The sequence below is a fragment of the Streptomyces sp. NPDC048566 genome, assembly GCF_043199735.1.
Classification (GTDB): Bacteria; Actinomycetota; Actinomycetes; order Streptomycetales; family Streptomycetaceae; genus Streptomyces.
Map to the genome: position 1 here is coordinate 66752 of NZ_JBICWL010000025.1, position 23682 is coordinate 90433.

The 23682-nt window shown below is 74.9% G+C and carries 18 protein-coding genes and 1 riboswitch; of the genes, 11 read left to right on the plus strand and 7 right to left on the minus strand.

From position 1 onward, the window contains the following. Positions 1-47: 47 nt before the first annotated feature. Positions 48-1052, minus strand: a complete 1005-nt coding sequence (locus tag ACGFS9_RS27515) for a hypothetical protein (protein WP_393256898.1) — start codon at positions 1050-1052, stop codon at positions 48-50. 374 nt (positions 1053-1426) lie between these two features. Here ACGFS9_RS27515 and recQ point away from each other — a divergent pair, with 374 nt between their 5' ends. Next, positions 1427-3466: a DNA helicase RecQ gene (gene recQ, locus ACGFS9_RS27520; protein ID WP_393256920.1), complete on the plus strand. Its 2040-nt coding sequence runs from the start codon at positions 1427-1429 to the stop codon at positions 3464-3466. Between the two features lie 200 nt (positions 3467-3666). On the opposite strand, the gene fahA is transcribed toward recQ, so the two are convergent. Next, on the minus strand, positions 3667-4896 hold the full coding sequence (gene fahA / locus ACGFS9_RS27525; protein ID WP_393256899.1) for a fumarylacetoacetase: 1230 nt from the start codon (positions 4894-4896) through the stop codon (positions 3667-3669). Between the two features lie 226 nt (positions 4897-5122). On the opposite strand from fahA, the gene ACGFS9_RS27530 reads away from it, so the two are divergent. From ACGFS9_RS27530 to ACGFS9_RS27540, 3 genes are all read left to right on the plus strand, one after another. After that, complete coding sequence (locus ACGFS9_RS27530) at positions 5123-6388, plus strand: ATP-grasp domain-containing protein (RefSeq protein ID WP_393256900.1); 1266 nt, start codon at positions 5123-5125, stop codon at positions 6386-6388. A gap of 27 nt (positions 6389-6415) precedes the next feature. Continuing rightward, on the plus strand, positions 6416-7639 hold the full coding sequence (locus tag ACGFS9_RS27535) for an FAD-dependent oxidoreductase (protein WP_393256901.1): 1224 nt from the start codon (positions 6416-6418) through the stop codon (positions 7637-7639). Positions 7640-8022: 383 nt separating this feature from the next. Then, the gene (locus ACGFS9_RS27540) at positions 8023-8844 is read left to right on the plus strand and encodes an HAD family hydrolase (protein WP_393256902.1); all 822 of its coding nucleotides are present in this window, start codon (positions 8023-8025) and stop codon (positions 8842-8844) included. Between the two features lie 201 nt (positions 8845-9045). Here the strand turns inward: ACGFS9_RS27540 and ACGFS9_RS27545 are convergent, their stop codons facing one another. Then, complete coding sequence (locus ACGFS9_RS27545; protein ID WP_393256903.1) at positions 9046-9762, minus strand: transglycosylase SLT domain-containing protein; 717 nt, start codon at positions 9760-9762, stop codon at positions 9046-9048. A 4-nt stretch (positions 9763-9766) separates the two neighbouring features. Beyond that, positions 9767-9961: riboswitch (cyclic di-AMP (ydaO/yuaA leader) on the minus strand. A 1929-nt stretch (positions 9962-11890) separates the two neighbouring features. On the opposite strand from ACGFS9_RS27545, the gene ACGFS9_RS27550 reads away from it, so the two are divergent. The 4 genes from ACGFS9_RS27550 (at position 11891) to ACGFS9_RS27565 (ending at position 16614) form a co-directional block, all read left to right on the plus strand. Next, positions 11891-12901 carry a polyprenyl synthetase family protein gene (locus ACGFS9_RS27550; protein ID WP_393256904.1) on the plus strand — a complete coding sequence of 337 codons (1011 nt, stop codon included), beginning with the start codon at positions 11891-11893 and terminating at the stop codon, positions 12899-12901. A 436-nt stretch (positions 12902-13337) separates the two neighbouring features. After that, positions 13338-14585 carry an outer membrane lipoprotein carrier protein LolA gene (locus ACGFS9_RS27555; RefSeq protein ID WP_393256905.1) on the plus strand — a complete coding sequence of 416 codons (1248 nt, stop codon included), beginning with the start codon at positions 13338-13340 and terminating at the stop codon, positions 14583-14585. Between the two features lie 30 nt (positions 14586-14615). Next, on the plus strand, positions 14616-15626 hold the full coding sequence (locus tag ACGFS9_RS27560) for an ABC transporter ATP-binding protein (protein ID WP_393256906.1): 1011 nt from the start codon (positions 14616-14618) through the stop codon (positions 15624-15626). Further along, complete coding sequence (locus tag ACGFS9_RS27565) at positions 15613-16614, plus strand: ABC transporter permease (protein WP_393256907.1); 1002 nt, start codon at positions 15613-15615, stop codon at positions 16612-16614. Before ACGFS9_RS27560 ends, ACGFS9_RS27565 begins: the two co-directional genes overlap by 14 nt. Before the next feature lie 21 nt (positions 16615-16635). Here ACGFS9_RS27565 and ACGFS9_RS27570 read toward each other — a convergent pair whose 3' ends face one another. Continuing rightward, entirely contained in the window at positions 16636-17220 is a 585-nt protein-coding gene (locus ACGFS9_RS27570; protein ID WP_393256908.1) for a flavodoxin family protein, read from the minus strand. 547 nt (positions 17221-17767) lie between these two features. Here ACGFS9_RS27570 and ACGFS9_RS27575 point away from each other — a divergent pair. Next, positions 17768-19258 carry a tetratricopeptide repeat protein gene (locus tag ACGFS9_RS27575; RefSeq protein ID WP_393256909.1) on the plus strand — a complete coding sequence of 497 codons (1491 nt, stop codon included), beginning with the start codon at positions 17768-17770 and terminating at the stop codon, positions 19256-19258. A gap of 144 nt (positions 19259-19402) precedes the next feature. After that, positions 19403-20116 (plus strand): hypothetical protein, encoded by a 714-nt coding sequence (locus ACGFS9_RS27580; RefSeq protein WP_393256910.1) that lies wholly within the window; start codon positions 19403-19405, stop codon positions 20114-20116. Positions 20117-20182: 66 nt separating this feature from the next. Here ACGFS9_RS27580 and ACGFS9_RS27585 read toward each other — a convergent pair whose 3' ends face one another. The 3 genes from ACGFS9_RS27585 to ACGFS9_RS27595 form a co-directional block, all read right to left on the minus strand. Continuing rightward, a complete protein-coding gene (locus ACGFS9_RS27585; RefSeq protein ID WP_393256911.1) occupies positions 20183-20647 on the minus strand; it encodes a VOC family protein in 465 nt (154 codons plus the stop codon). A 137-nt stretch (positions 20648-20784) separates the two neighbouring features. Further along, positions 20785-21771: an EamA family transporter RarD gene (gene rarD, locus ACGFS9_RS27590; protein ID WP_393256912.1), complete on the minus strand. Its 987-nt coding sequence runs from the start codon at positions 21769-21771 to the stop codon at positions 20785-20787. A gap of 199 nt (positions 21772-21970) precedes the next feature. Continuing rightward, on the minus strand, positions 21971-22825 hold the full coding sequence (locus ACGFS9_RS27595; protein ID WP_393256913.1) for an NAD(P)H-binding protein: 855 nt from the start codon (positions 22823-22825) through the stop codon (positions 21971-21973). A 91-nt stretch (positions 22826-22916) separates the two neighbouring features. On the opposite strand from ACGFS9_RS27595, the gene ACGFS9_RS27600 reads away from it, so the two are divergent. Further along, entirely contained in the window at positions 22917-23378 is a 462-nt protein-coding gene (locus ACGFS9_RS27600) for a winged helix-turn-helix transcriptional regulator (protein ID WP_393256914.1), read from the plus strand. Positions 23379-23682: the final 304 nt, after the last annotated feature.

A 23682-nucleotide genomic window follows, 5' to 3' on the forward strand; every position in this document is an offset into this window, starting at 1 on the left:
CGCGGCGGGGGCCGACGTCGTACCGGCCGGGGGACGGCGCCGGACGGTCACCGCCGCCGGCGCCACCAGGGCGTCCGGGCAGCGGGCCGTGCCGGCGGCGGATCGGCGGCCGGAGCCCAGCGTGCCAGCAGGTGCCGGTACGCGGCGGGGTCCCGCGCGAAGTCCGTGGCAGCGGCGAGCGCCGCCCACTCGGCGTCCTGGCCCCTGAGCAGGTCGACCGAGGTCTGCGCACAGCGTTCCGGCAGGCCGTCCCGCTCCGCCTCGGCCAGCAACGCCCCCAGTTCGGCGACGGCGCGGCCGGCGCGCGCCCGGGCCACCGGTCCGGCCCGCAAGCTGCTCCGCAGGTCGGCCGAGGGTGCCGTGTCCTGAAGCAGTCCGTCGAGCCGCCGTGCGATCGCCCGTCCGCGGGCGGCCGTCTCGCCCGCGGACGGGCCCGCCTCCTTGAGCACCCAGAGCGCGGTGACCAGTCGCGCACCCGGGCCGCTGCCGGTGTCGCGGGACAGGTCGGCATGGCGTCCGGCCTCCCGCACCGCGGCCAGGGCCCGTTCGTAGTCGTCGGCCACGCGGGCCGCCGCCGAGGACAGGCCCATCGCACGGCGGACGAGCGGTGCCCGCACCCCGAGGGTCCGAGGCAGCGCCCGCAGATTGCCGCCGATCAGGCCGAGGGTGACGAGCGGTGCCCCCAGCAGCAGGAAGACGTCCGCGGACCCGAGGCCGGTATCGGCTCCGGCATCTTCGAGATCTCCTCGGTGCCGTCCCTCGGTCAGCATGAACCCGCTCTCCCAGCCGTAGCCGCCGCCGTCGGCCCACTGCGGCGCCTTCAGCAGGTCGGACCGGCCCGGGTCGCACCGGTACGGCTCTTCCCTCGTCCGGTCCTGATACGGGTCGTGCCACCGCACCCGGCACGCCCCGTCGGGCTTCTCGTCGAGCACCGTCAGATCGATCTGGCGCGTGTCCGGCAGGCCCGGCCCGAACGCGTACAGCCCCACCGCGCAGGTGAAGAGCACGAAGCCCAGCGTCAGGACCCAGCGGAAGAATGGAACATGCCTCATCCCGTCCCCTCCCCGTGGCGCCGCCAGCCTCCCGCGAAGCCGCCGCCGGCACGAGGGGCGACTCCGGCAGCGCGCGGGACAGCGGCCCTGCCGGGCCCCGGCACGGGCGTCGGCTGCGTGGCGGGACACGCGGCCCGGCGGCGCCCCGGCACGGGCCCCGGTCGCCCGCGCGGCGGCCGGAGGGCCCGCCGGAGCAGGAGCCGGGCCGGACTTCGGCGAGCGCGGGGGCGCCGTCCCGGTGCCGGGACGATGTGCGGCCCACCCGGTGCGCGGAGGAGCCGGCCGGTCGCAGCCTGTGGACACGTCTCGGGGTGTCGGCGCGGACCCCTATCGTGGACGGTGTGGTCGAGGCGCGAGGTGCGGGGGACAGGACGATGGGCGGGACGGGTGTGACGACCGGAGCGGACGTGACGGAGACGCCGGGCGGGAGCGAGGCGCTGGCCACCCTCCACCGGGTCTTCGGCTACGACGCCTTCCGCGGCGAGCAGGAAGCGATCATCGAGCACGTGGTGGCGGGCGGTGACGCCGTCGTCCTGATGCCGACCGGCGGCGGCAAGTCCCTCTGCTACCAGATTCCGTCCCTGGTCAGGCCGGGGACGGGCATCGTGGTCTCCCCGCTCATCGCGCTCATGCAGGACCAGGTGGACGCGCTGCGGGCGCTGGGCGTGCGCGCGGGGTTCATGAACTCCACGCAGGACTTCGACGAGCGGCGCGTGGTCGAGGCCGAGTTCCTGGCCGGCGAGCTCGACCTGCTCTACCTCGCCCCGGAGCGGCTGCGCCTGGAGTCCACGCTGGATCTGATCTCGCGGGGGAAGGTCTCCCTCTTCGCGATCGACGAGGCGCACTGCGTCGCCCAGTGGGGGCACGACTTCCGCCCCGACTACCTGGCCCTGTCGCTGCTGGGCGAGCGCTGGCCGGACGTTCCGCGGCTCGCGCTGACGGCCACCGCGACCCGCGCGACGCACCGGGAGATCACCCAGCGCCTCGGCATGCCGGCCGCCCGGCACTTCGAGGCGAGCTTCGACCGTCCCAACATCCAGTACCGGATCGTGCCGAAGGCCGACCCCAAGAAGCAGCTGCTGGCCTTCCTGCGCGAGGAGCACGCCGGCGACGCGGGCATCGTGTACTGCCTCTCGCGCAACTCCGTGGAGAAGACCGCCGAGTTCCTCTCCCGCAACGGCGTGGAGGCGGTGCCCTACCACGCGGGGCTCGACGCCGGGACCCGCGCCGCCCACCAGGCGCGGTTCCTGCGGGAGGAGGGCCTGGTGGTGGTCGCGACGATCGCGTTCGGCATGGGCATCGACAAGCCGGACGTCCGGTTCGTCGCCCACCTCGACCTGCCGAAGTCGGTGGAGGGGTACTACCAGGAGACGGGCCGCGCGGGCCGCGACGGGCTGCCGTCCACCGCGTGGATGGCCTACGGGCTCCAGGACGTGGTCCAGCAGCGCAAGCTGATCCAGGGCTCGGAGGGGGACGAGGCGTTCCGCCGCCGCGCCGCCTCCCACCTGGACGCGATGCTCGCCCTGTGCGAGACCGCCCAGTGCCGGCGCTCCCAGCTCCTCGCCTACTTCGGGCAGGACCCCGACACCCCGGCCTGCGGCAACTGCGACACCTGTCTGACGCCCCCCGAGACCTGGGACGGCACGGTCGCCGCGCAGAAACTGCTGTCCACCGTGGTGCGCCTGCAACGGGAGCGGGGGCAGAAGTTCGGCGCGGGGCAGATCGTGGACATCCTGCTCGGCCGCAGGACCGCCAAGGTGATCCAGTTCGACCACGACCAGCTGTCCGTCTTCGGGATCGGCGAGGAGCTGGCCGAGGCCGAATGGCGCGGGGTGGTCCGGCAGTTGCTGGCTCAGGGGCTCATCGCGGTCGAGGGCGAGTACGGCACGCTGGTGCTGACCGAGGCCAGCGGGACCGTGCTGCGGCGCGAGCGCGAGGTGCCGCTGCGCAAGGAGCCGCCGAAGCAGGCCGCCTCCCGCTCCTCGGGCTCCAGGGGGGAGCGCAAGGCCAAGGCCGCGGCGGCCGAGCTGCCCGCCGAACTCGTCCCCGCCTTCGAGGCGCTGCGCGCCTGGCGTGCCGAGCAGGCGCGCGAGCAGGGCGTCCCGGCGTACGTCATCTTCCACGACGCCACCTTGCGGGAGATCGCCACGGTGTGGCCCACGTCGGTGAGGGACCTGGGCTCCGTCGGCGGGGTGGGCGAGAAGAAGCTCGCGACCTACGGCGAGGGGGTGATCGGGGTGCTCGCCGGGCTCGGCGACGGTGCGGCCCAGGCGGGCCCGGCACCGGACTCCGGCGCCCCGGCCCGGGCCGCGGCACCGGCGACGGGCCGGCTGCCGGACCCGGCCGCCGGCCATGTGCCGGACCCCGACTGGCCCGAGCTGGACCAGGAACCGGAGCCCGAGGACTGGATGTAGGCCGCCCCGGCGCCCGACCGGCCCGGCCTCCGGTCCCGCTCGGTCCGGATCGGACCAGAGCGGGCCCCCGAGGGGTTCTCGGACGCGGGGTGTGGCGTGCCCTGCCGCAGGCGCGGTGGGTGCGGCCGGCCGGCCGGTCCCCGCTGTCGGCGGACGCCCTGCCCGCCGTCGGCGGAACAGGGCGTCGCGGGCCCGGCGCCCTATCCGGCGACCGCCGGCGCGATGCGGCCCCGGACCTCGCCCAGGCCCACCCGGGAGCCGCCCGGGCCGGGTGCCCAGGCGGTCAGGGTGACCTCGTCGCCGTCCTCCAGGAACGTGCGCTTGCCGTCGGGGAGTTCGAGGGCGTCGCGGCCGTTCCAGGTGAGTTCGAGCAGGGAGCCGCGCTCCGCGTCGGAGGGGCCGCTGACGGTGCCGGAGCCGTAGAGGTCGCCGGTGCGCAGCGAGGCCCCGTTGACCGTCATGTGCGCCAGTTGCTGGGCCGCCGTCCAGTACATGGTGGAGAACGGGGGCTCGGAGACGACGTGGCCGTTGACGGCGACCGAGATCCTCAGGTCGTAGCCGCCCGGGTCCTCGGAGGCGTCGTCGAGGTAGGGCAGGAGGGGGTGCGTGCGGGCCGGGGGCGCGACGCGGGCCTCGTCGAGGGCGTCGAGCGGCGTGATCCAGGCCGACACCGAGGTGGCGAACGACTTGCCGAGGAAGGGGCCGAGGGGCACGTACTCCCACGCCTGGAGATCGCGGGCCGACCAGTCGTTGAGCAGGCAGAGCCCGAAGACGTGGTCGCGGTAGTCGCCGAGCGCGACCGGGCGGCCCATCGCGGAGGGGGTGCCGACGACGAAGCCGACCTCGGCCTCGATGTCGAGGCGGATCGAGGGGCCGAAGACCGGGTCGGCGTCGGCGGGCGCCTTGCGCTGGCCCGACGGGCGCACCACGTCCGTGCCGGAGACCACGACCGTGCCGGAGCGGCCGTGGTAGCCGATCGGCAGGTGCTTCCAGTTGGGGGTGAGGGAGTCGGCGGCCTCGGGGCGGAAGATCCGGCCGACGTTGCGGGCGTGGTTCTCCGAGGCGTAGAAGTCGACGTAGTCCGCGACGGTGAAGGGCAGGTGGAGGGTCACCTCGGACAGCGGGTGGAAGTGGGGGGCGAGGGCGTCCCGGTGGGCGGGGACGGTCACCCACGCCGTCAGCGCGCGGCGGACGTCGGACCAGGCGGTGCGGCCCGCGGCGAGCAGCGGGTCCAGTGTCGGCTGCGCGAGCAGCCCGGCGTAGGGGGAGCCGAGGGCCCGGGCCGCGGCGCCCGCGTCCAGCACGTGGTCGCCGAGGCGTACGCCCACGCGCCGCTCACCGGTGCCCTGCGGTCCGGCCGGGGAGAAGACTCCGTAGGGGAGGTTGTGCGGGCCGAAGGGATCGCCCTCGGGAACATCGAAGGGGGGCATCGGGTGCTGCCTCGCTTTCGGATTCGTACTCGCCATGTGATCCGTGCGTTCCACGCGTTTCGTGTGGTCGGAGCACACGTTACGGGGGAGGGGCCCCACAGCGGCAGTGTCTAAAGAGTTTGCAATGTCCGGTATGGCCTTGTCGGAGGTGGCAATTCCGGCTTAGCGTCCTTTGGGGGAAACGGGCGGGGTGGGTCCGGTCCGCAGGGGGACATGTGGGGGGCGCATGGCCAGGAGTTCCAGTGGTGTGCCGGTCGACGCCGACCGTGAAGTCCCGGGTCTCATCGTCAAGTTCGGAAACTATCCGCTGCACCACGGCGGAGTGGGTGCCATCCGGAGCCTGGGCCGGCTGGGCGTGCCGATGTACGCCATCACCGAGGACCGGTACACGCCGGCCGCCGCGTCGCGGTATCTGCGGCGCGCGTTCGTGTGGCCGACCCGGGGGACGGAGGAGCCCGGGCGGCTCGTCGAGGGGTTGCTGCGCGTGGGCCGGCGCATCGGCCGGCCGACGGTGCTGGTCCCGACCGACGAGGAGGCCGCGGTCCTGATCGCGGAGCACCAGGAGGAGTTGGCGGGCCGCTTCCTCTTCCCGCGGGTGGAGGCCGGGCTGCCGCGGCGGCTCGCCAGCAAGCAGGGGCTGCACGAGCTGTGCGCGGAGCACGGCGTCCCGAGCCCCGCCGCCGCGTTCCCCGAGTCGTACGACGAGATCGAGGCGTTCGCCGAGAAGGCGCTCTTCCCGCTCGTCGCCAAGAACCGGGAGGCGTTCGTGCGGCGCAGCCGGCCCGCGGTGAACGGGACGACGCGGATCGCGACCCGCGAGGGGCTGCTGGCCCTCGCCCGGGACTGGGGGCCGCGGCCCGGTGTGATCCTCCAGGAGTACCTGCCGAGGGAGGAGGCGGAGGACTGGATCGTGCACGCCTGCTTCGACGCGGACTCGACGCCGCTGTCGATGTTCACCGGCGTGAAGGTCCGCTCGTGGCCGCCGCACGCGGGCATGACGGCGCACGCGTACGTCGTCGACAACCCGGAACTCGCGGACATCGCCGCGCGGTTCGTCCAGCGGATCGGCTTCACCGGCGTCATCGACCTCGACCTGCGGTTCGACCGCCGGGACGGCCGGTACAAGCTGCTCGACTTCAACCCGCGCATGGGCGCCCAGTTCCGCCTCTTCGAGAGCGAGTCGGGGATCGACGTCGTCCGTGCGCTGCACCTGCATCTGACCGGCCGCCGGGTTCCGGAGGGGGAACAGCGCACCGGGCACCGGTACGTCGTGGAGAACATCGACCTGCCGGCCCTGCTCGCCTACCGGCGCAGCGGCTACACGACACCGCACGCGCCGGCCCGGGCGAGCGGTACGGAGCTGGCCTGGCTCGCGGGTGACGACCTGCGGCCGTTCTTCACGATGCTCGCGCGCCTGGTCCGGCCGGGCGCGCGCCATCTCCACCAGCTGTGGCGGACCAGCCGCCGCGGCGGCGGTTCCACCACGAAGTAGGCGTCGTACGTCCTGGGGAGGGACTTCGTGAACCATCCGGTAGCAGTCATCGGCGCGGGGCCGTTCGGGCTGTCCACCGCCGCCCATCTGCGGGCGCGGGGCATTCCGGTGCGGGTCTTCGGCGAACCCATGGTCAGCTGGCGCGACCACATGCCCGAGGGGATGCTCCTGAAGTCGACCCCGGCCGCGTCGAGCATCGACGCCCCGCAGCGGGGGCACACCCTCGGCGACTACTGCGCTGCCGCGGGGACGCGGCCGCTCGCCACGGACGAGGACATCATTCCCGTCGAGACGTTCATCGGCTACGGGCAGTGGTTCCAGGAGCGGCTCGTGCCCGGTCTGGAGCAGGTCCGGGTCGTCTCGGTCGACCGCGGGAGCGGCCGGGGCTCCCCGGGCGGCCCGGACGGTTTCGTCCTCAAGCTCGACTCGGGGGAGTCCTTCACGGCGCGGGCGGTCGTCGTGGCCACCGGGCTGTCCGGGCTGGCGTATCTGCCCGCCGCGCTGGCCGAGGCGGCGGCGGACGGGCCGACGCCCTCGGGACCCCTGTCGCACAGCTCGCAGCACCACGACCTGAGCCGGTTCGCCGGCAAGGACCTGATCGTCGTCGGCGCGGGCCAGTCCGCGCTGGAGACGGCGGTGCTGGCGGCGGAGGCGGGCGCGCGGGTGACGGTGGTGTCCCGGGGGCGGGGAGCGGTGGACTTCGGCGCGCCGCCGTGGGACCAGCCGAAGCTGCGCCCGGAGTCGCCGTTCGGGCGGGCCTGGTCGCTGTGGGCCCTCAGCCACCACGCGCAGCCCTACCGCCATCTGCCCGCCGGGGCACGGCACTACCTGGTCCGCCGGGTGCTCGGACCGCTCGGCGCCTGGTGGCTGCGGGACCGCTTCGAGGGCAGGGTCGCCGTCCGCGAGGTGCGGCGGATCGTCCGGGCGGGAGCCGCGGAGGGCAAGCCCGTCCTCACGGTGCAGACCCACGGCGGCCGGCTGGACGACCTGTCCGCCGACCACGTCGTGGCGGCGACCGGATACCGCGTGGACATCGCCGCGATGGACTTCCTCGGGGACGGGCTGCGGACCGCGCTGGCCGTCAGCCGCGGCACTCCGCGGCTGGGCGCCGGATACCGCTCGTCGGTTCCCGGCCTGTACTTCACCGGCCTGCCCGCGGCGTCCTCGTACGGTCCGGTCATGCGGTTCGTGTGCGGCACCCGGTTCGCGTCGCCGCGTCTGGCCCGGCATCTGGCGGCCGCCCACGGGTGAGCGTCCGGTGGCCGGTCACCGGTGGACCCGGGACCGGCCGGGCGCGTGGACGTCCGTCGCCCGATCGGGCGACGGACGTTTCCGCCTGCCCGCCGGGGTGACCGCCCGCGTCCCCCCCCGGTCCCGGAACCGGCCGCCGGCACCCCGTCGTGTGCTGCCGCTCCGGTGGTTCGGGTGGGACGGGCGCGGGGGGAACGGCGGTGTTGAGCCGTTGTGATCGGTCCTGCACGGGAAAGTCCGACCGGACGGAAGCGGGCCGTGCGTGATCCCAACCGGTCGCAACGCGCCTGCCACCGTGCGGTGAACGGCGTTGCCGACGGGATACCGGACGTCGTCCGGTTCCGGCGGGGTCGACGGGTCCCGCGATCCGTATTCTTCGGATCATGGCCGCTCCGACTGCATATTCACTCATCGCCACTGACCTGGACGGAACGCTGCTCCGCGGCGACGACACGCTCTCCGACCGGTCGCGGGCCGCGTTGGCGAAAGTGACCGCGGCAGGTGCCCGGCACCTGGTGGTGACGGGCCGCCCCGCACCGCGGGTCAGGCCGCTGCTGGACGAACTCGGCGGCCGGGGACTGGCGGTGTGCGGGCAGGGCGCGCAGCTCTACGACGCCGGAACCGACCGGATGCTCTGGTCGGTCACGCTGGAACGGGAGTTGGCGGAGACGGCGCTCGGCAAGATCGAGGCGGAGGTCGGCCTGCTGTACGCGGCGGTGGACCAGGACGGCGTGGACGGGCTGACCCTCATCGAGCCGGGCTACGTCATGCCGCACCCGACGCTGCCCGCTGTGCGGGTGCGGAGCCGGGACGACCTGTGGGCGCAGCCGATCAGCAAGGTGCTGCTGCGCCATCCGTCGCTGTCCGACGACGAGTTGGCCTCGGCGGCGCGGGGAGTGGTCGGTTCGCTGGCGACGGTCACCATGTCGGGGCCCGGTACCGTCGAACTCCAGCCATGCGGAGTGACCAAGGCCACCGGTCTCGCGCTCGCCGCGGCCCGTCTCGGGCTGAGCCCGTCGGGGACGCTCGCGTTCGGGGACATGCCGAACGACATCCCGATGTTCGACTGGGCGGCACACGGGGTCGCGATGGCCAACGCGCATCCCGAACTGAAAGCGGTGGCCGACGAGGTGACGCTGTCCAACGAGGACGACGGCATCGCGGTGGTCCTGGAGCGGGTCTTCGGGTGCGGAGAGCGCTGCTGACCCGGGCCTCGGTACCGGCGCCGCCCGCCCCGCGGCCTCGGGAGGGTGCCCGCGCGGACCTCCCGGCGGGGCCCGGCGGGCCGGGCCCCCGGAGGGTGCCCGCGCGATCCGGAGGCGCCCCTCTCGTACGGCACCGCCGGCGGACCCGTGGGTGCCGCCGGCCGATGTCGTGGTGTGGGGGGAGAGGGTGCGCCGCGGGGATCAGTAGGCGCCGTTGACGTTGTCGATCGAGCCGTACTTCGCGGCGGCGTAGTTGCAGGCCGCCGTGATGTTGGCGACCGGGTCGTAGGGGTCCATCGAGGTGCCGGGCACGTGGTAGGCCAGGAACGTGGGGTCGATGACCTGGAGGAGCCCCTTGGAGGGGGTGCCCGCGACGGCGTTGGAGTCCCAGTTGTTGATGGCCTTCGGGTTGCCCGAGGACTCGCGCATCACGTTGCGGTGAATGCCGTCATAGGTGCCGGGGATGCCCGCCTTGCCCATGATGTCCAGGGACTCCTTGATCCAGCCGTCCAGGTTGTTCGCGTACGTGGTGGCGGACGCCTGGGTGGCCGTGGTCTTGGCGGTCGTCGTGGCCGCGGCCGACTTCAGGGTCTTGGTGCCGACCGTGAGCGTCAGGCCCGTGCGCAGGTGGCTCGGGTCGTTCCCGATGACCGCGCGGTTCGCCGTGTACAGCTTCTTCCAGCCGCCGCTCGACGGGTACTTCTTCGCGATCTTGGTCAGCGTGTCGCCGGCGACCACCTTGTAGGTGATGAGCTGGACGTTGGGGACGGCCGCGGTCTTGGCGGCCTGGGGGGTGGCGGCGTGGGCGCCGGTCGCGCTCACGAGCGGCAGGGCCAAGGCCAGGGCGCCCGTCCCCGCGGCGATCATTCCGCGGGTGACGATGTTCTTGCGGGCGGGGCGGTGCGTGCCTGCGGGCATGACGAATTGTCCTCTCCGACGCCTGCGAGGTGAGCTGTCGGGTTCGGGCGGGAGATGCCCGGCCGCGTTTCGGGCGCGGCTTCACCCCTAGCCGGTCCGGTCTTCCGGATCGGCGGCCTACCTGTGGTTCCCCCGCTCCTGCCGTGTGTGCGTGGGTGGATGGGTTCCGGGCGACGGCAGGATTCGGCGATCCGCCCGGGGTCGACGAGAACGTATGCGACTGCACATGTCGGGAACAAGGCCCGATGTGGCGTTGAAGATCGCTTTCGCCCTTTTGGGGGCGTGGCGAAACGTCCGTTTGCGCCGGAATTGAATCCTCAACTTGCCTTTGGTGAAGGGGTTCGTGGGTGGTGGGCCGAGGGTGATCCACTGGTCGGCGGGTGACTCAATTCACGCGTGCAACGGTCGCCAACGCGGCATGACGGGCAAGTCGGGCATTACGCCACCGCCGTTTGGCGTGCCGGGAGTTACGGGACGGTCACGGTGGCGCCCGCATGCCGGACAGGCCCTGCCGGGGTGCGTCACGCACGAGCGGACCGGCGGAGGCGCCGCAGGCCGGCCGGCCCGGCGAACGCCGCGCCGCGCGCGATGAGTTGACGGGGGTGGGGCGGAAGCGGCGCGGGCCGCCGGGCGAACGCCGTTGCGTGCGCGGCCGATTGGGCCCGGCGTCGGTCCGCCGGACCTCGGAGAAAGGAGGCGGCGTCAGGGGACGGGACGCCGTCGACTCAGCGGGGCGACGTTGTGCCCCGCCCCGATTCGACCCGACCCGCCTCGACCCGACCCGACCCGCATCGACCCGATCCGATGTGACCCGGCGCCGGGCTTGGCGCCGGGCCGACCCCGCGCGGGCGGTCAACCGGAGACGGGTGAAGCCTGCCGGGCGCCCCGTCCATGTGCCACGCCCCATCACCTCACGGGCGGGCACCGGGCCGGCGGTCCGGCCGCCGGGGCGGGCACGGCTGACCCCCGGGCGGGCCCGTGCCGAGGTCGGAACCGCCTGGAGGGGGTGCCCGTGCGTCACGGCGGTCGTCCGCCCGGCGGACCGCGACGACCGCCCCCGGCGGGGCGGGCGCGCGGGTGGCGCCCCGCGGCGCGGTCGGGCGGTCCCGATGGGATGCCGAACCGAACCGCCCGCGCGGCCGGTGGCCAGGGTCGGGGTGGCGGGCCGCTGGGCGACCGAGGTCCCGGCACGCGGAAGGGCCTCCGGTCGTGCCCCGCGCGACGTCCGGCGTGCCGTCCGCCGTGCCGTCCGCTGTGCCGAGACCGTGCAGGGCGGCCCCGGACGCGGGCGGGGGGCGGAGTCCGGCTTACCCAGGGGTGCCGGCGGCCGTGTGGTGGGGTCCGGCCGGTCGGCGGGTCGGGGAGGCGCCCCCGGAGCGTCGGAGCGTCGGGGTGGCTTGTCGGCCGCCGGGCGCCGCGTCCGGGCGAGCGGTCGGGCGCCGTCGGGGAGGGGTGGAGTGGGGCGAGGGCGTCCTGCGCGCGGCTCCACGGGGGAGGGCCGGACGGATGCCCGGGGGCTCGCCTCGGCGCACGGGACGCGTCGAACGGTGGTGCGGCAACCGGACCGGGTCGTGGGGGACGGCGGGCGGGAGGGAGGAGGCGCGGGGGCGGCGCGGCCGAGGTCGCGCGGGACGGCGTGGGGGAGGACGCGGGGGCGTGCGGGCGGCGGTTCCGTGCCCCTGGCGGAAAGCCGCGCCGGGGGAGCGGGACGGGTCGGGGGCGGGGTGATCGTCCGCGGGCCGGGCTCGGGGCCGGACGCGGACGAACCGGGGGCCACGCCCCTCTCTCCCGTGCGCCCCCGGCCCCGCAGGGCCCGGGGGCGGGGCGCCGGGCCGTCGGCGGAGCAGTAGGTGATCGTGAACATGTCGACGGCCGTCGGATACCGCCCGGACGGGAGGGGTACCCGCGGCATGCGGCGCACGGGCGGTTCCGTGTGTCTTACAGGTGTATTCCGGCGTACCTCCCGGCGGGGTCACGTCGGCCGGGGGACGGTGGGCGCTCGTGGTGATCGAAACGTGACCGGATACGCTGACTTGAGTGATGGCAGCGACACATCGACAAACCGTGTCATCGAAAGAATGATCGACCGAGTTCGCCATGTGATCGTCAGCAGACAGGAGAACCTCTCGTGACCGTCGTCGGGCCGTTCGGGCTGAGCGTGCGGGACCAGGCTCTCGAAGCCGATGTCCAGGCCGGATTGGCGGCTGTCGAGGAGGGTTTGCTCGAAGCCACCAAGAGCGGGGTCCCCTTCATCACGGAAGCCGCCCAGCACCTCGTGCGGGCCGGCGGGAAGCGGTTCCGGCCGCTCCTCGTGATGCTCGCCGCCCAGTTCGGTGATCCCTACGCGCCGGGTGTCGTGCCCTCGGCCGTGGTCGTCGAGCTGACGCACCTCGCCACGCTGTACCACGACGACGTGATGGACGAGGCCGACGTCAGGCGCGGCGTCGACAGCGCCAACGTCCGCTGGGGCAACTCGGTGGCCGTCCTCACCGGCGACTTCCTCTTCGCCCGCGCCTCCTACATCCTGGCCGACCTGGGTCCCGACGCCGTCCGCATCCAGGCCGAGGCGTTCGAGCGGCTGGTGACCGGCCAGATCCTGGAGACCGCCGGGCCGCGCGACGGGCGGGACCCGGTCGACCACTACCTGGACGTGCTGAGCGGCAAGACCGGCTCGCTGGTCGCCGTGGCCTGCCGCTTCGGGGCGATGATGTCGGGCGCCGACGAGACGGTCGTCGACGTGCTGACGCAGTACGGCGAGCGGCTCGGCGTCGCCTTCCAGCTCGCGGACGACGTCCTCGACATCGCGTCCGAGTCGCACGAGTCCGGCAAGACCCCGGGCACCGACCTGCGCGAGGGCATTCCCACGCTGCCGGTGTTGCGGCTGCGCGAGCGGGCCGAGCGGCTGGGGCTCGCCGAGGACGTCGCGCTGTGCGAGCTGCTGGACTCCGACCTGACGGACGACGCGCGGCACGCGGAGGCGCTGGCCCGGCTGCGGGAGCACCCCGCGCTGGAGCAGGCCCGCCGGGACACCGTGCGCTACGCGGAGGACGCGCGGGCCGCGCTCGCGCCGCTGCCCGACGGCGACGCGAAGGCCGCGCTGGTCGAGTTGGCGGACGCCGTGGTGCACCGCGCCGGCTGAGTGGCCGCCGGGGCCGCCCCGCGGCCCCCGCACCGGCTTCCCCCGGTGCCGGGCCGGAAGGATGCACCGGCCCGTGACGCCCGGTGCGGCCCCACGCCGTGCCGCCGCGTGACCCGCCGTGCGGTGGATGCCGTCGGTGCCCCCTCCGGCGGTGCGTGCCGGTCGGTGACCCGTGCGCCGTGCGGGGCGTCCGCGACGCGTGACACGCCGGGGGCACGTGCTCCCCGTACGACCCCTACGGGTCCGGCCGGATGCCGTCGTCCGGCGTCATACCGCAGGACTACGCGGAGTTGATTCCGCGGGCTGACGCTTCCGTCCGGCCGATTTGGTCATATGGAGAACACCACTCCTCACCGGTTCGGGTGAGAATGGCGGCCCAGGGGTGGAGCAGGGACAGGACCACAGAGCCGCCGCCGACGACGGAGGTAAGGCACACATGGCACCGTACGAAACCGACGACCGCGCGAAGGCCGCCGACGAGGCCGACGACCGACGCGCCGGGCGACACAGGGCCGCGCGCTACGTCGTTCCGGTCGCGGTGGTGGGGGTCGCGGCGGCGACGATCGGGCTCGTCCCCGCCCTCGCGTCCTCCGGGGACCCCGACCTGCCCAAGGTCACCGCCCGGGAACTCCTGGAGAAGATCGCCGCGTCGGACGTCGAGCAGCTGTCCGGCACGGTGAAGGTCTCCGCCGACCTCGGGCTGCCCGATCTGGGCGGCCTGGCGGGCGGCTTCGCCTCCGGAGCCGTCCGGGGGGACGGCGATTCCTCCGCCGACCCGCAGTCCAAGCTGATGGAGCTGGTCTCGGGAACGCACACCCTGCGCGTCGCGACCGACGGCCCCGACCGGGGCAAGGTCTCGCTCCTGGAGGACGCCGCCGAGTACAGCGTCGTCCACAACGGCAAGGACGTGTGGGGCTACGACAGCAAGTCCAACGAGGTCTACCACGCGACGGCCCCCGCGGGCGCCGGGCGCAAGGCGCCGCACGACATGCCGGCCACCCCCGGGGACCTCGCCGACGAGGCGCTCGAGTCCGTCGACGACACGACGTCCGTGAAGGTCGACGGCACCGCGCAGGTCGCGGGCCGCGACGCCTACAAGCTGGTCGTCGAGCCGAAGCAGTCCGGCTCCACCGTCGGCGCGATCTCCATCGCGGTGGACGCGAGGACCGGGCTGCCGCTGAAGTTCACGCTGACCCCGGCGAGCGGGGGAGCGGCGGTCGTGGACGTCGGCTTCACCAAGGTCGACTTCTCCCGGCCGGCGGCGTCCACCTTCGACTTCACCCCGCCGAAGGGCGCGAAGGTCACCGAGGGCGACGACCACGCGGACACGGGGAAGGGCCTGCCCCGGGGCATGGGCCGGGCGATGCCCCCGGGAGCGGGCACGGCGGTGCCGAAGGGCGGCGAGGGGCTCGACGGGGTGAAGACCATCGGCAAGGGGTGGAGCACCATCGCCGAGTTCCACACCGGCGGCACGGGCCTGCCGTCCGGCGGCAAGGGCTCCTCCGGGAACAGCGACGTCGACGGGTTCCTGAACTCCCTCGGCGACCACGTCACCGGCTCGTTCGGCTCCGGCACGGTCTTCTCGACCCGCCTGGTCAACGCGCTGATCACGGACGACGGCACGGTCTACGCGGGTGCCGTCACCAAGGACGCGCTGGTTAAGGCGGCCGAAGCGGCCCACTGAGTCCCCAGGCACACCGAACCGAGGGAGCCCATGGAGGAGCTGTCCGCCGCCGGGTCCGAGGCGTCCGCCCCGGAGCCGGCGCCCGCCCCGCGCGGCGGCGTGTCCGACGCGGACGCGGTGATCGCGACGCGCTCCCTGAGCAAGCGCTACCGGGGCGGGCAGCTCGCCGTGGACGCCCTGGACCTCACCGTCCCGGCGGGCAGTGTCTTCGGCTTCCTCGGGCCGAACGGCTCGGGCAAGACCACCACCATCCGCATGCTGATGGGCCTGATCGAGCCGACCTCGGGCACGGCCCGCGTCCTGGGGCAGCCGATGCCCCGGGCCGCGCGGTCCGTGCTGCCCCACGTCGGGGCGCTCATCGAGGGCCCCGCGCTGTACGGCTTCCTCTCCGGGCGGGACAACCTCCTGCGGTACGACGCCGCCGACCCCGCGGCCGACCCCCGTACCCGGCGGGCCCGGGTGGCGGCGGCCCTCGACCGGGTCGGCCTGACCGCGGCGGGCGGCCGGAAGGCCAAGGCGTACTCCCTGGGCATGAAGCAGCGGCTCGGGCTCGCCGCCGCGCTCCTGCGGCCTCGGCGGCTGCTCGTCCTGGACGAGCCGACCAACGGCCTCGACCCGCAGGGCATGCGCGAGATCCGCTCCCTGGTCAGGGAGCTGGCCTCGGACGGCACCACCGTCTTCCTCTCCTCGCACCTCCTCGACGAGATCGAGCAGGTCTGCACGCACGCGGCCGTGATGGCGCGGGGCCGGCTGATCACCCAGGGGGCGGTCGCCGACCTGGCGGCGGGAGCACGCGGGCGGCTGGTCGTGACCACCCCGGACACCGCGGACGCGGCCCGGGTACTGGAGGAACAGGGCCTGGCGGACCTGGTCGTCACGCGGACCACCGTGACCGCCGAACCGCCGGACCGTGAACTGGCCGACGTGAACGCCGCGTTGGTCGAGGAGGGCGTGCGGGTGCGCGGCTTCGGCATCGAACGGGCCTCGCTGGAGGACGCGTTCGTGGCGCTCACCGGGGAGGGTTTCGATGTCGCGGGCTGAGGACCGCCGCGACGAGCGCCCCGGTGCGGTGGTGGGACCGGGGGCGCGGTCGCGGTCCGGACCGGTGCCCGCCAACCCGTCGGAGGCCGCCGCGGGCACACGGCCCGAGGGCTCCGCCACCCGCCCCGCACCCGCCGGGCCGCCTCCGGGGCGGCTGTGGACGCTGGGCCTGTTCGGCAACGAGGTGGTCACCACCTTCCGGCGCTGGCGGACGATCGCGCTGCTCGGCGTCCTCGCGGCCGTGCCGGTGCTCATCGGCGTGGCGGTCAGGATCGAGACGAGCGACGGCTCGCCGGTGGGCGGACGCGGCGGCGAGGGCCCCGCCTTCATCGCGCAGATCACCAACAACGGCCTGTTCCTGGTCTTCACGGCGCTGGCCGCGACCCTCCCCTTCTTCCTGCCGATGGCGGTCGGCGTCGTCGCGGGCGACGCGATCGCCGGCGAGGCCGGCACGGGCACCCTGCGCTACCTCCTCGTCGCCCCCGCGGGCCGGACCCGGCTGCTCCTGACCAAGTACGCGACGACCCTGACGTTCTGCCTGGCCGCGACCCTCGTGGTGGCGGTCTCGGCCCTCACCGTGGGAGCCCTGCTGTTCCCGCTCGGCGACCTGGCCACCATCTCCGGGACCCGGATCGGCTTCGGCGAGGGGCTGGGCCGGGCGTTCCTCATCGCGCTCGTCGTCGCCGCGTCCCTGGTCGGGGTCGCCGCGCTCGGTCTGTTCGTGTCGACCCTCACCACCAGCGGCATCGCGGCCATGGCGACGACGGTCGGTCTCCTCATCACCGTCCAGATCCTCGACCAGATCCCGCAACTGCACGCGATCCAGCCGTACTTCTTCTCCCACTACTGGCTGTCGTTCGCCGACCTGATGCGCGACCCGGTCTACTGGGACGACCTGACGCGCGACCTCGGCCTCCAGGCGCTGTACGCCGCCGTGTTCGGATCGGCGGCGTGGGCGCGCTTTACGGCCGGGGACATCACCGCCTGAGCGCGCGGCGGCTCCCGGTGCTCACCTCTCGCCGGGGAAGCGGGCGAACGGGGCCTCCCCCGCGAAGAACGTCTTCGCGCGGGCCAGGGCGGCGGCGTCCTCCAGCACGTCACCGGGCCGGCTGCCGTTGCCGAGCAGGACGCCGCCGAACCGCATCCCCATGTAGGCGGCCGAGTTGTTCAGCGTGCCGATCAGCGGGTCGGCTACCTCCGGCTGCTCGTGCGCGAGGGCGGTGACGCCCCAGAGCGTGCGGCCGGCCAGCGTCGCCCTGAAGTCGACGCCGGGCGTGCGCAGCCAGCCTGACCAGTGGTCCAGGTACCGCTTGGTGAGGCCGGACACCGCGTACCAGTACAGCGGCGAGACGATCACGATGTCGGTGGCCGCGAGGGTGGCGTCGAGGAGCGTCGCCGCGACGCTGCCGGCGGGCGGGCGGACGTGGTCGCCGTCGCGGCGCAGGTCGACGAAGTCGGGGAGCGCGGGCTCGGCCAGGCTCAGCCAGCGCTGCCCGGTGTCCGGGGGGAGTTGCTCGGCCGCTCTGCGGGCCAGCAGTTCGCTGTTGCCCTCGGTGCGGCTGCTGCCCAGTACGAACAGGAAACTGCGGGTCATGGCTCCCCCTGGAGGCGCACCGCGATGCGGCGACGACTGGATGCGACGAGGATATATGCACGTGCATCTACATGTCCAGGGTGCTGCGCCCGGCCCTGGGACGAGCCTGTGACGTGGCGGTGACCTGGGAGGCAGGGGACAGCGGGGAGACTCGGTGGTGGACGCGGGCGGCCCCGGCCGGGCAGCCCCGGACGGCGGGCGGCGGAGGCCCTTCGGCCGGCGGTCCACTCCGTGGGCGGAGCGGCGCCGCATCCATCGATCATCCGGAATCCCGGCCTGGCCGGACGAGTGCGGGGGCGAGAATGGGGACCATCCCGCGCGCGGGAGTGACCGGGCGGTCGCGGTGGGTGGCGACGGCAAAGGAGCGGGTACCCGCACAGGGAGCCGGCGACGACGCCGTGGCCGTCCACCGACGGCGGCGGGTCCGCCCTCGCCGGCTCGCCCGACGGGCGACGGGCCCAGTCCCGCCGTCACCCCCTCGCCCCGTGTCCCCGCCCCTGCTCCCCATCCCGTCCTCACCCCCGACCACCCCTTCGTGAGGGAACCGATGTCTCGACCCAGCCGCGACCGGCAGCGCGAACCCCAGTGGCAGGACCCGGCGGCCGACGCCGGGGACCTCCCGGCCGCGGGAGCGGTCCCGGTCGACGTCCGTGTGACCGCCGCGCCGGCCGGCGCGGCCTCCGGCACCCCGGACGCCGTGGCGACGGCGGACGGCAGTCCGATCACGGCCGCACCGGGCGAGCCGGTGCAGGCCGCCGTCCTCCGCCACCTGCGTGGCCTGGCGCGTGCCGCCGGGCACCCGGTGGTCGCCGCCGTGCACGACGAGCGCATCGGCTTCGTCGTGCCGCTCCAGGTCTCCGCCGACGGCTCCAGTCGCTACGCGGGCGAGCCGGTGCGGACGCCGCCGCGGTCCGGGACGGCCGCGGCCCGCCCGGAGGCGGCTCCCGTGCAGGCGCCGGCGGCGCCCGCCTACGCGCCACCGCCGGTGGCGGGCCCGGTTCCCCCGCACGCGCCCGTCGCAGCCGCGCCCCGCCCCGAATCCGCACCCGCGGCTCCGGCGCCCCGCCGCCTCGACGACGCCGGTTCCGCCGGCCCCGCACCCGCCGCCCCACCCGCCGCCGCACCGGTGGCACCCGCGCCCACGCCCGTCCCGACGGCGTCGGGCGAGGCCGCCGAACCGGTCCGGCCCTCCGGACCAGCGACGTCCGCCCCCTCCGCCCCCTCCACGGTCCCGTCGCCGTCGGCTGGGGCCGGGGCTGGGGCGGGGCCTCGGCAGGAGCCCGCGCCGCTGCCCGGCGGCGCGGCGACCGGGATCGTGCCCGGCGGGCCCGCACCGGCCCCGCTGGGCGAGTTCGGCCCCGCCCCGGTGCTGGACCCCTCGGTGGAGTTGCCGCCCGTACCGGCGCCGGCGGCCCCCGCTCCCACGGAGGCGGTGTCCCCGACCGCCTCCGTGCGGGAACCGGACCCGAAACCCGCTCCCGCGCGCGGGTTCGACGCCCTGGCCGAGGCGATGCTCGCCCCGGAGGCGGAAGCGTCCCTCACGCCGGCCTCGTCCCGCGCGGGGGACGGTGCCACGGCGTTCTCCGCGGAGCCGGTAGCCCGCATCAACGCGGCGGTGCGGACGGGCCGCATCGACGAGGCCGCCGCCCTCGCGGAACGCACCGCCGCGGCTGCCGCGCAGGCCCTCGGCGACGAGCATCCCGAGGTGCTGAGGCTGCGCGAGACGACCGCCTACATCGCCTACCTGGCCGGGGACGCGCTCAGGTCCTTCCACCTGTCGCTCGACCTGGCCCGGGTCCGGCGCCGGCTGCGGGACGCGGAGGGGGCGTACGGCAACGTGCAGAGCGCTGCCACGGCGTGGCGTGCCGTGCGCGACCCGCTGCAAGGGCTGCACCTCGGACGGGACCTGATCGGCGTGTGGACCGAGCTCGCGGCCGACGGCGGCCCGGCGGCCGACGACATCGGGCCGCTGGAGTCCGCCCGTACCCGGATGGGCCGCCTCGCCGGGCGGGCCCGCGCCCTGAACGACACCCCGTGACGTCATCCGGCGGCCCACGCCCCCGACCGGCCCCGCCGCCCGTCCCGGTCCCTCGGAGCGCGTGACGGCCGCGGGTCGGGGGAAAGGATGGGGGAGAGGCGACGGGAGGGACGTCCGATGGGTCGAGGGGCGGGAAACAGGAGAGTGCCCGGCGTCGGGCGCGCCGAGGCGGAGGCCGAGGCCGAGGCCGTGCAGAAGACGCCGGGCGGGCTGGGGATCGTGCCCGTGGCCGGGCGCGGCTCGCGCCGGGCCGCCGGCACGGCCGTACCGCGCGCCGTCGTTTCCCTGCTCCCCGATCCCGTGCTCGACCGGGCCCGGGTCGCCGCCGCCCACGCCCGTCCGGCGGTGTCCCGCCGCGGTTCCGTCGCCCGCGACGCCCCGCGCCCGCGGGTGGAGGTGAGCGTCAACGAGCTGACCGGGATGATGAGCTGGCGCACGGTCCGGCCGCCGGCGGCCGGAGCAGGGAACCGGCCGGGTGCCGGGCCGCGCCGGGACCGGACCGCCCCGGCCCCGCCCGGTGTCCGCCCCGCCACCTCCGAGGGAGCCGCGCCCCTGCCCACGAATCCGGCGGACGTCCGGGCCGCCGTGAACGTCTCGGTGGCGTCGCTGCCTCCGGAGCACCTGCGCCGTCACCTGGCCGTGGTCGCCGTGCTCCGCTCGCACGTCAAAGCCGATCTGGCCCTCGGCGCGCGGCTGCCCCGCTCGGTGGCGGCCCCGCTGCGTGCGGCGGCCACCCCGGCGTCCGTGCACGCGCTCGGCGAGGAGCGCGCCGACACGACACGGGAGTTGGGCCGCAGGAGCGCCGCCGCGCGACCGGTGCCGCAGGTCACCGCGCCCGCCCGCGGCCGTCACCGCTGAGCACCGCGCCCGCCGTGCGCGGCGGGCCGGGGCCGCGGCCGGGACCGGCGGTGGGACGCGCCGGCGTCAGTGCACGCAGAACTCGTTCCCCTCGGGGTCCGCCATCACCACCCACGCGCCGGACGGCTCCCGCACGTCCCGCAGCACCGTCGCCCCCAGGGCGCCCAGCCGCTCCACCTCGGCGGCCCGGCGCCCCTCGCCGGGGTGGAGGTCGAGGTGGAGGCGGTTCTTGCCGGACTTCGGTTCGGGCACCCGCTGGAAGAGAACGCGTCGCCCGAGCCCGGTGCCGCGCTCGGCGTCGTAGGGGTCGTCGGGATGCCGTACGGCGATGAGGTCCCGGAAGGCCGGGCGGCCGTCGACCTCCGTGACGGCCGCGGACGGCAGGGCGCCGAGGCCCAGCAACCGCTCGACGAAAGCGCTGTTGTCCTCGATCTCGTACCCGAGGGCGGCGGACCAGAACGCGGCCTGTGCGTGCGGGTCGGCGGCGTCGATGACCAGTTTCCAGTGCACGGGTACGGGAGTCGGCGTCATGCCTCCACTTATACGCACCCGGGGTGCCGCTCGCGCGGGAAGCGGCCTTTCGCGCTCTCGTACCGCCCTCGCCCCGGCCTCGTGCGGCGCCGGGGCGCGGCTCCCGTCCGGTGCGGGGCCGCCGCGGACGGCGTCGCTCAGGCGCCGGGGGCGCCGGACTCCTCCCGCACGGCGGGGACCGTCACCCCGGTGGGGTTCGCCGCGGCGCGGGCCGACGCGCGCAGTGCACGGGCTCCGTTGCGGGCGGTCCGCAACGCGTCGAACGTCAGCAGCGACAGGGCGAGCCAGACCAGCGCGAACCCGGCCCACCGCTCGGCGGGCATGGCCTCGTGGAAGTAGAGGATGCCGAGGAGGAACTGGAAGACGGGCGCCAGATACTGGAGCAGGCCCAGCGTGGACAGCGGGACGCGGATCGCGGCGGCGCCGAAGCAGACCAGCGGGATCGCGGTGACCACGCCGGTCGCCGCGAGGAGCGCGGCGTGCCCCGCCCCCTCCGTGCCGAACGTCGCGTCGCCCCGGGAGCCCAGCCACAGCAGGTAGGCCAGCGCCGGCAGGAACTGGATCGCGGTCTCGGCGGCCAGCGACTCGATGCCGCCGAGGTTGACCTTCTTCTTCACGAGGCCGTACGTGGCGAAGGAGAAGGCGAGGCAGAGCGAGATCCAGGGCGGTCGGCCGTACCCGATGGTCAGGACCACGACGGCGGCGAGGCCGACGCCCACCGCCGCCCACTGCACCGGCCGCAGCCGTTCCTTGAGGAGCAGCACGCCCATCGCGATGGTGACGAGGGGGTTGATGAAGTAGCCGAGCGAGGCCTCGACCACGTGCCCCGAGTTCACCGACCAGATGTAGATGCCCCAGTTGACGGTGATGACGGCGGCGGCGACGGCCACGAGGCCCAGCCTGCGGGGCTGGCGCAGCAGCTCTCCCGCCCACGCCCAGCGGCGCATGACGAGGAGGACGGCGCCGACCACCACCAGCGACCAGGCCATGCGGTGGGCGAGGATCTCACCGGCCCCGGCGGGTTTGAGGAGCGGCCAGAACAGCGGGACCAGTCCCCACATGCCGTACGCGGCGAAGCCGTTCAGCAGACCCGCGCGCTGCTCGCCCTTCGGCTTCCCGGCCACCGGCAACTCCTTCTCGTGCGGCTCGTGGACGCCCGTCGCGTCCCGGCCGCCCGTCCGGGTTCCGTGTACCGGAACCGGGTGCGGCCACCAAGAAGGTAGCGCCGCACCCCACCGCCTGTCATGCCCGTATCGCCATACGGTCATGACAGGCGCCTACGAGGTCCCGGGGTCCCGCGCCCGAGGGCGGCGGGCCGGCCCGTCAGCCCTTGAGGCCGGCCGCCACGGCCTCCGCGAGCGGGGTGCTGGGGCGGCCGGTGAGCCGGGACAGGTCGCCGCCGGTGGCGGCCAGCTCGCCCTTCTCGATGGCGGCCTCGACGCCGGTCAGGATTCCGGCGAGCGCCTCGGGGAGTCCGGCGCCGGTCAGCATCGCGGCGTAGTCCTCGGGCGAGACGGAGCGGTAGGCGATCTCCCGGCCGGTCTGCCGGCCCACCTCGGCCGCGTACTCGGCGAATCCCCACGCCGTGTCGCCGCTCAATTCGTAGGTCGCGTTCTCGTGGCCCTCGCCGGTCAGCACGGCGACCGCCGCCGCGGCGTAGTCGGCGCGCGAGGCGGAGGCGACCCGGCCGTCCCCGGCGGCCTGCACGACCGCTCCGTGCTCCAGGACGGGGGCCAGGTTCTCCGTGTAGTTCTCGTGGTACCAGCCGTTGCGCAGCAGGGTGTGGGGCACTCCCGAGGCCAGCAGGGCCTTCTCGGTGGCGCGGTGGTCGTCCGCCAGCGAGGCCGTGAGGCCGCCGGGTGCGCTCGTGTACGCGAGCAGGGCGACTCCGGCCGCCCCGGCCGCGTCGATGACGACCTGGTGCTGTGCGGCGCGGCCCTTGGCGAACTCGTTGCCCGAGATGAGCAGCACCCGGTCGCCGGCGGAGAAGAGGCCGTCGAAGGTGGCGGGCGTGTTGTAGTCCGCGACCGCGAGCCGCACGCCGCGGGCCTCGAGGTCGGCGGCCTTGGCCTCGTCGCGGACGACGGCGGTGATCTGCTCGGCCGGTACCTTCTCCAGCAGCTGCCCGACGACGTGGCGGCCGAGGTGTCCGGTGGCTCCGGTGACGACGATGCTCATGGTGTGTCTCTCCCTGTGGGGTGCGGTGAACACTCACCCTAGGAGGGGCGCTAACTCTTGGAAAGTACCCACCTTGAAGTAAGGTACTGGCATGACGGTAAGCAGCAAGGGGGTGGACGGGCGCGACGTGGGCGAGGCGATGTGCCCGTATCGCCTGGTCCTCGAACACGTCACCAGCCGCTGGGGCGTCCTCGTCCTGATCGAGCTGCTGGAGCGGCCGTACCGGTTCGGCGAGCTGCGCCGGGCGGTGGGCCGGGTGGGCAGGCAGGTCAGCGAGAAGATGCTGACCCAGACCCTCCAGACGCTGGAGCGGGACGGCCTGGTCCACCGTGACGCCAAGCCGGTGATCCCGCCGCGCGTCGACTACTCGCTCACCGAGCTGGGCCGTGAGGCCGCCGAGCAGGTACGCGGACTGGCGCTGTGGACCAAGGAGCGGATGGCCGACGTCGAACGCTCCCGTCACGCGTACGACGAGGCCCGGGAACTGCGGGACCGGCCCGCGCCGCCGCCCGGGCCGACGGCGCGCCTCGCGCACCGGACCCGGGACGCGTAGGCACCGGACGCGGGGCCCCGCCGAGCCGCGCGGGGCCCCGCCCGAGGTGCGCGGGGCTCCGCCCGAGGTGCGCGGGGCTCCGCCGGGCCACGCCGGCCCGGGCGCTCGTGCCGCAGGTCGGTGACCGCCGCGCCGGCCGCCGGGCGTGCCGCCGTGGGCCGGCCGGGCCGGCGCGGGCGCACCGCGCCGGCCCGGCCGCGGCGTTCTGCTCAGCCGATGACGGTCCAGGTGTCGGCGCCGGTGAGGAGGGTGGTGAGGTCGCCTTTGCCGTCGCGTTCGGTGGCGGTGTCGAGTTGGTCGCTCA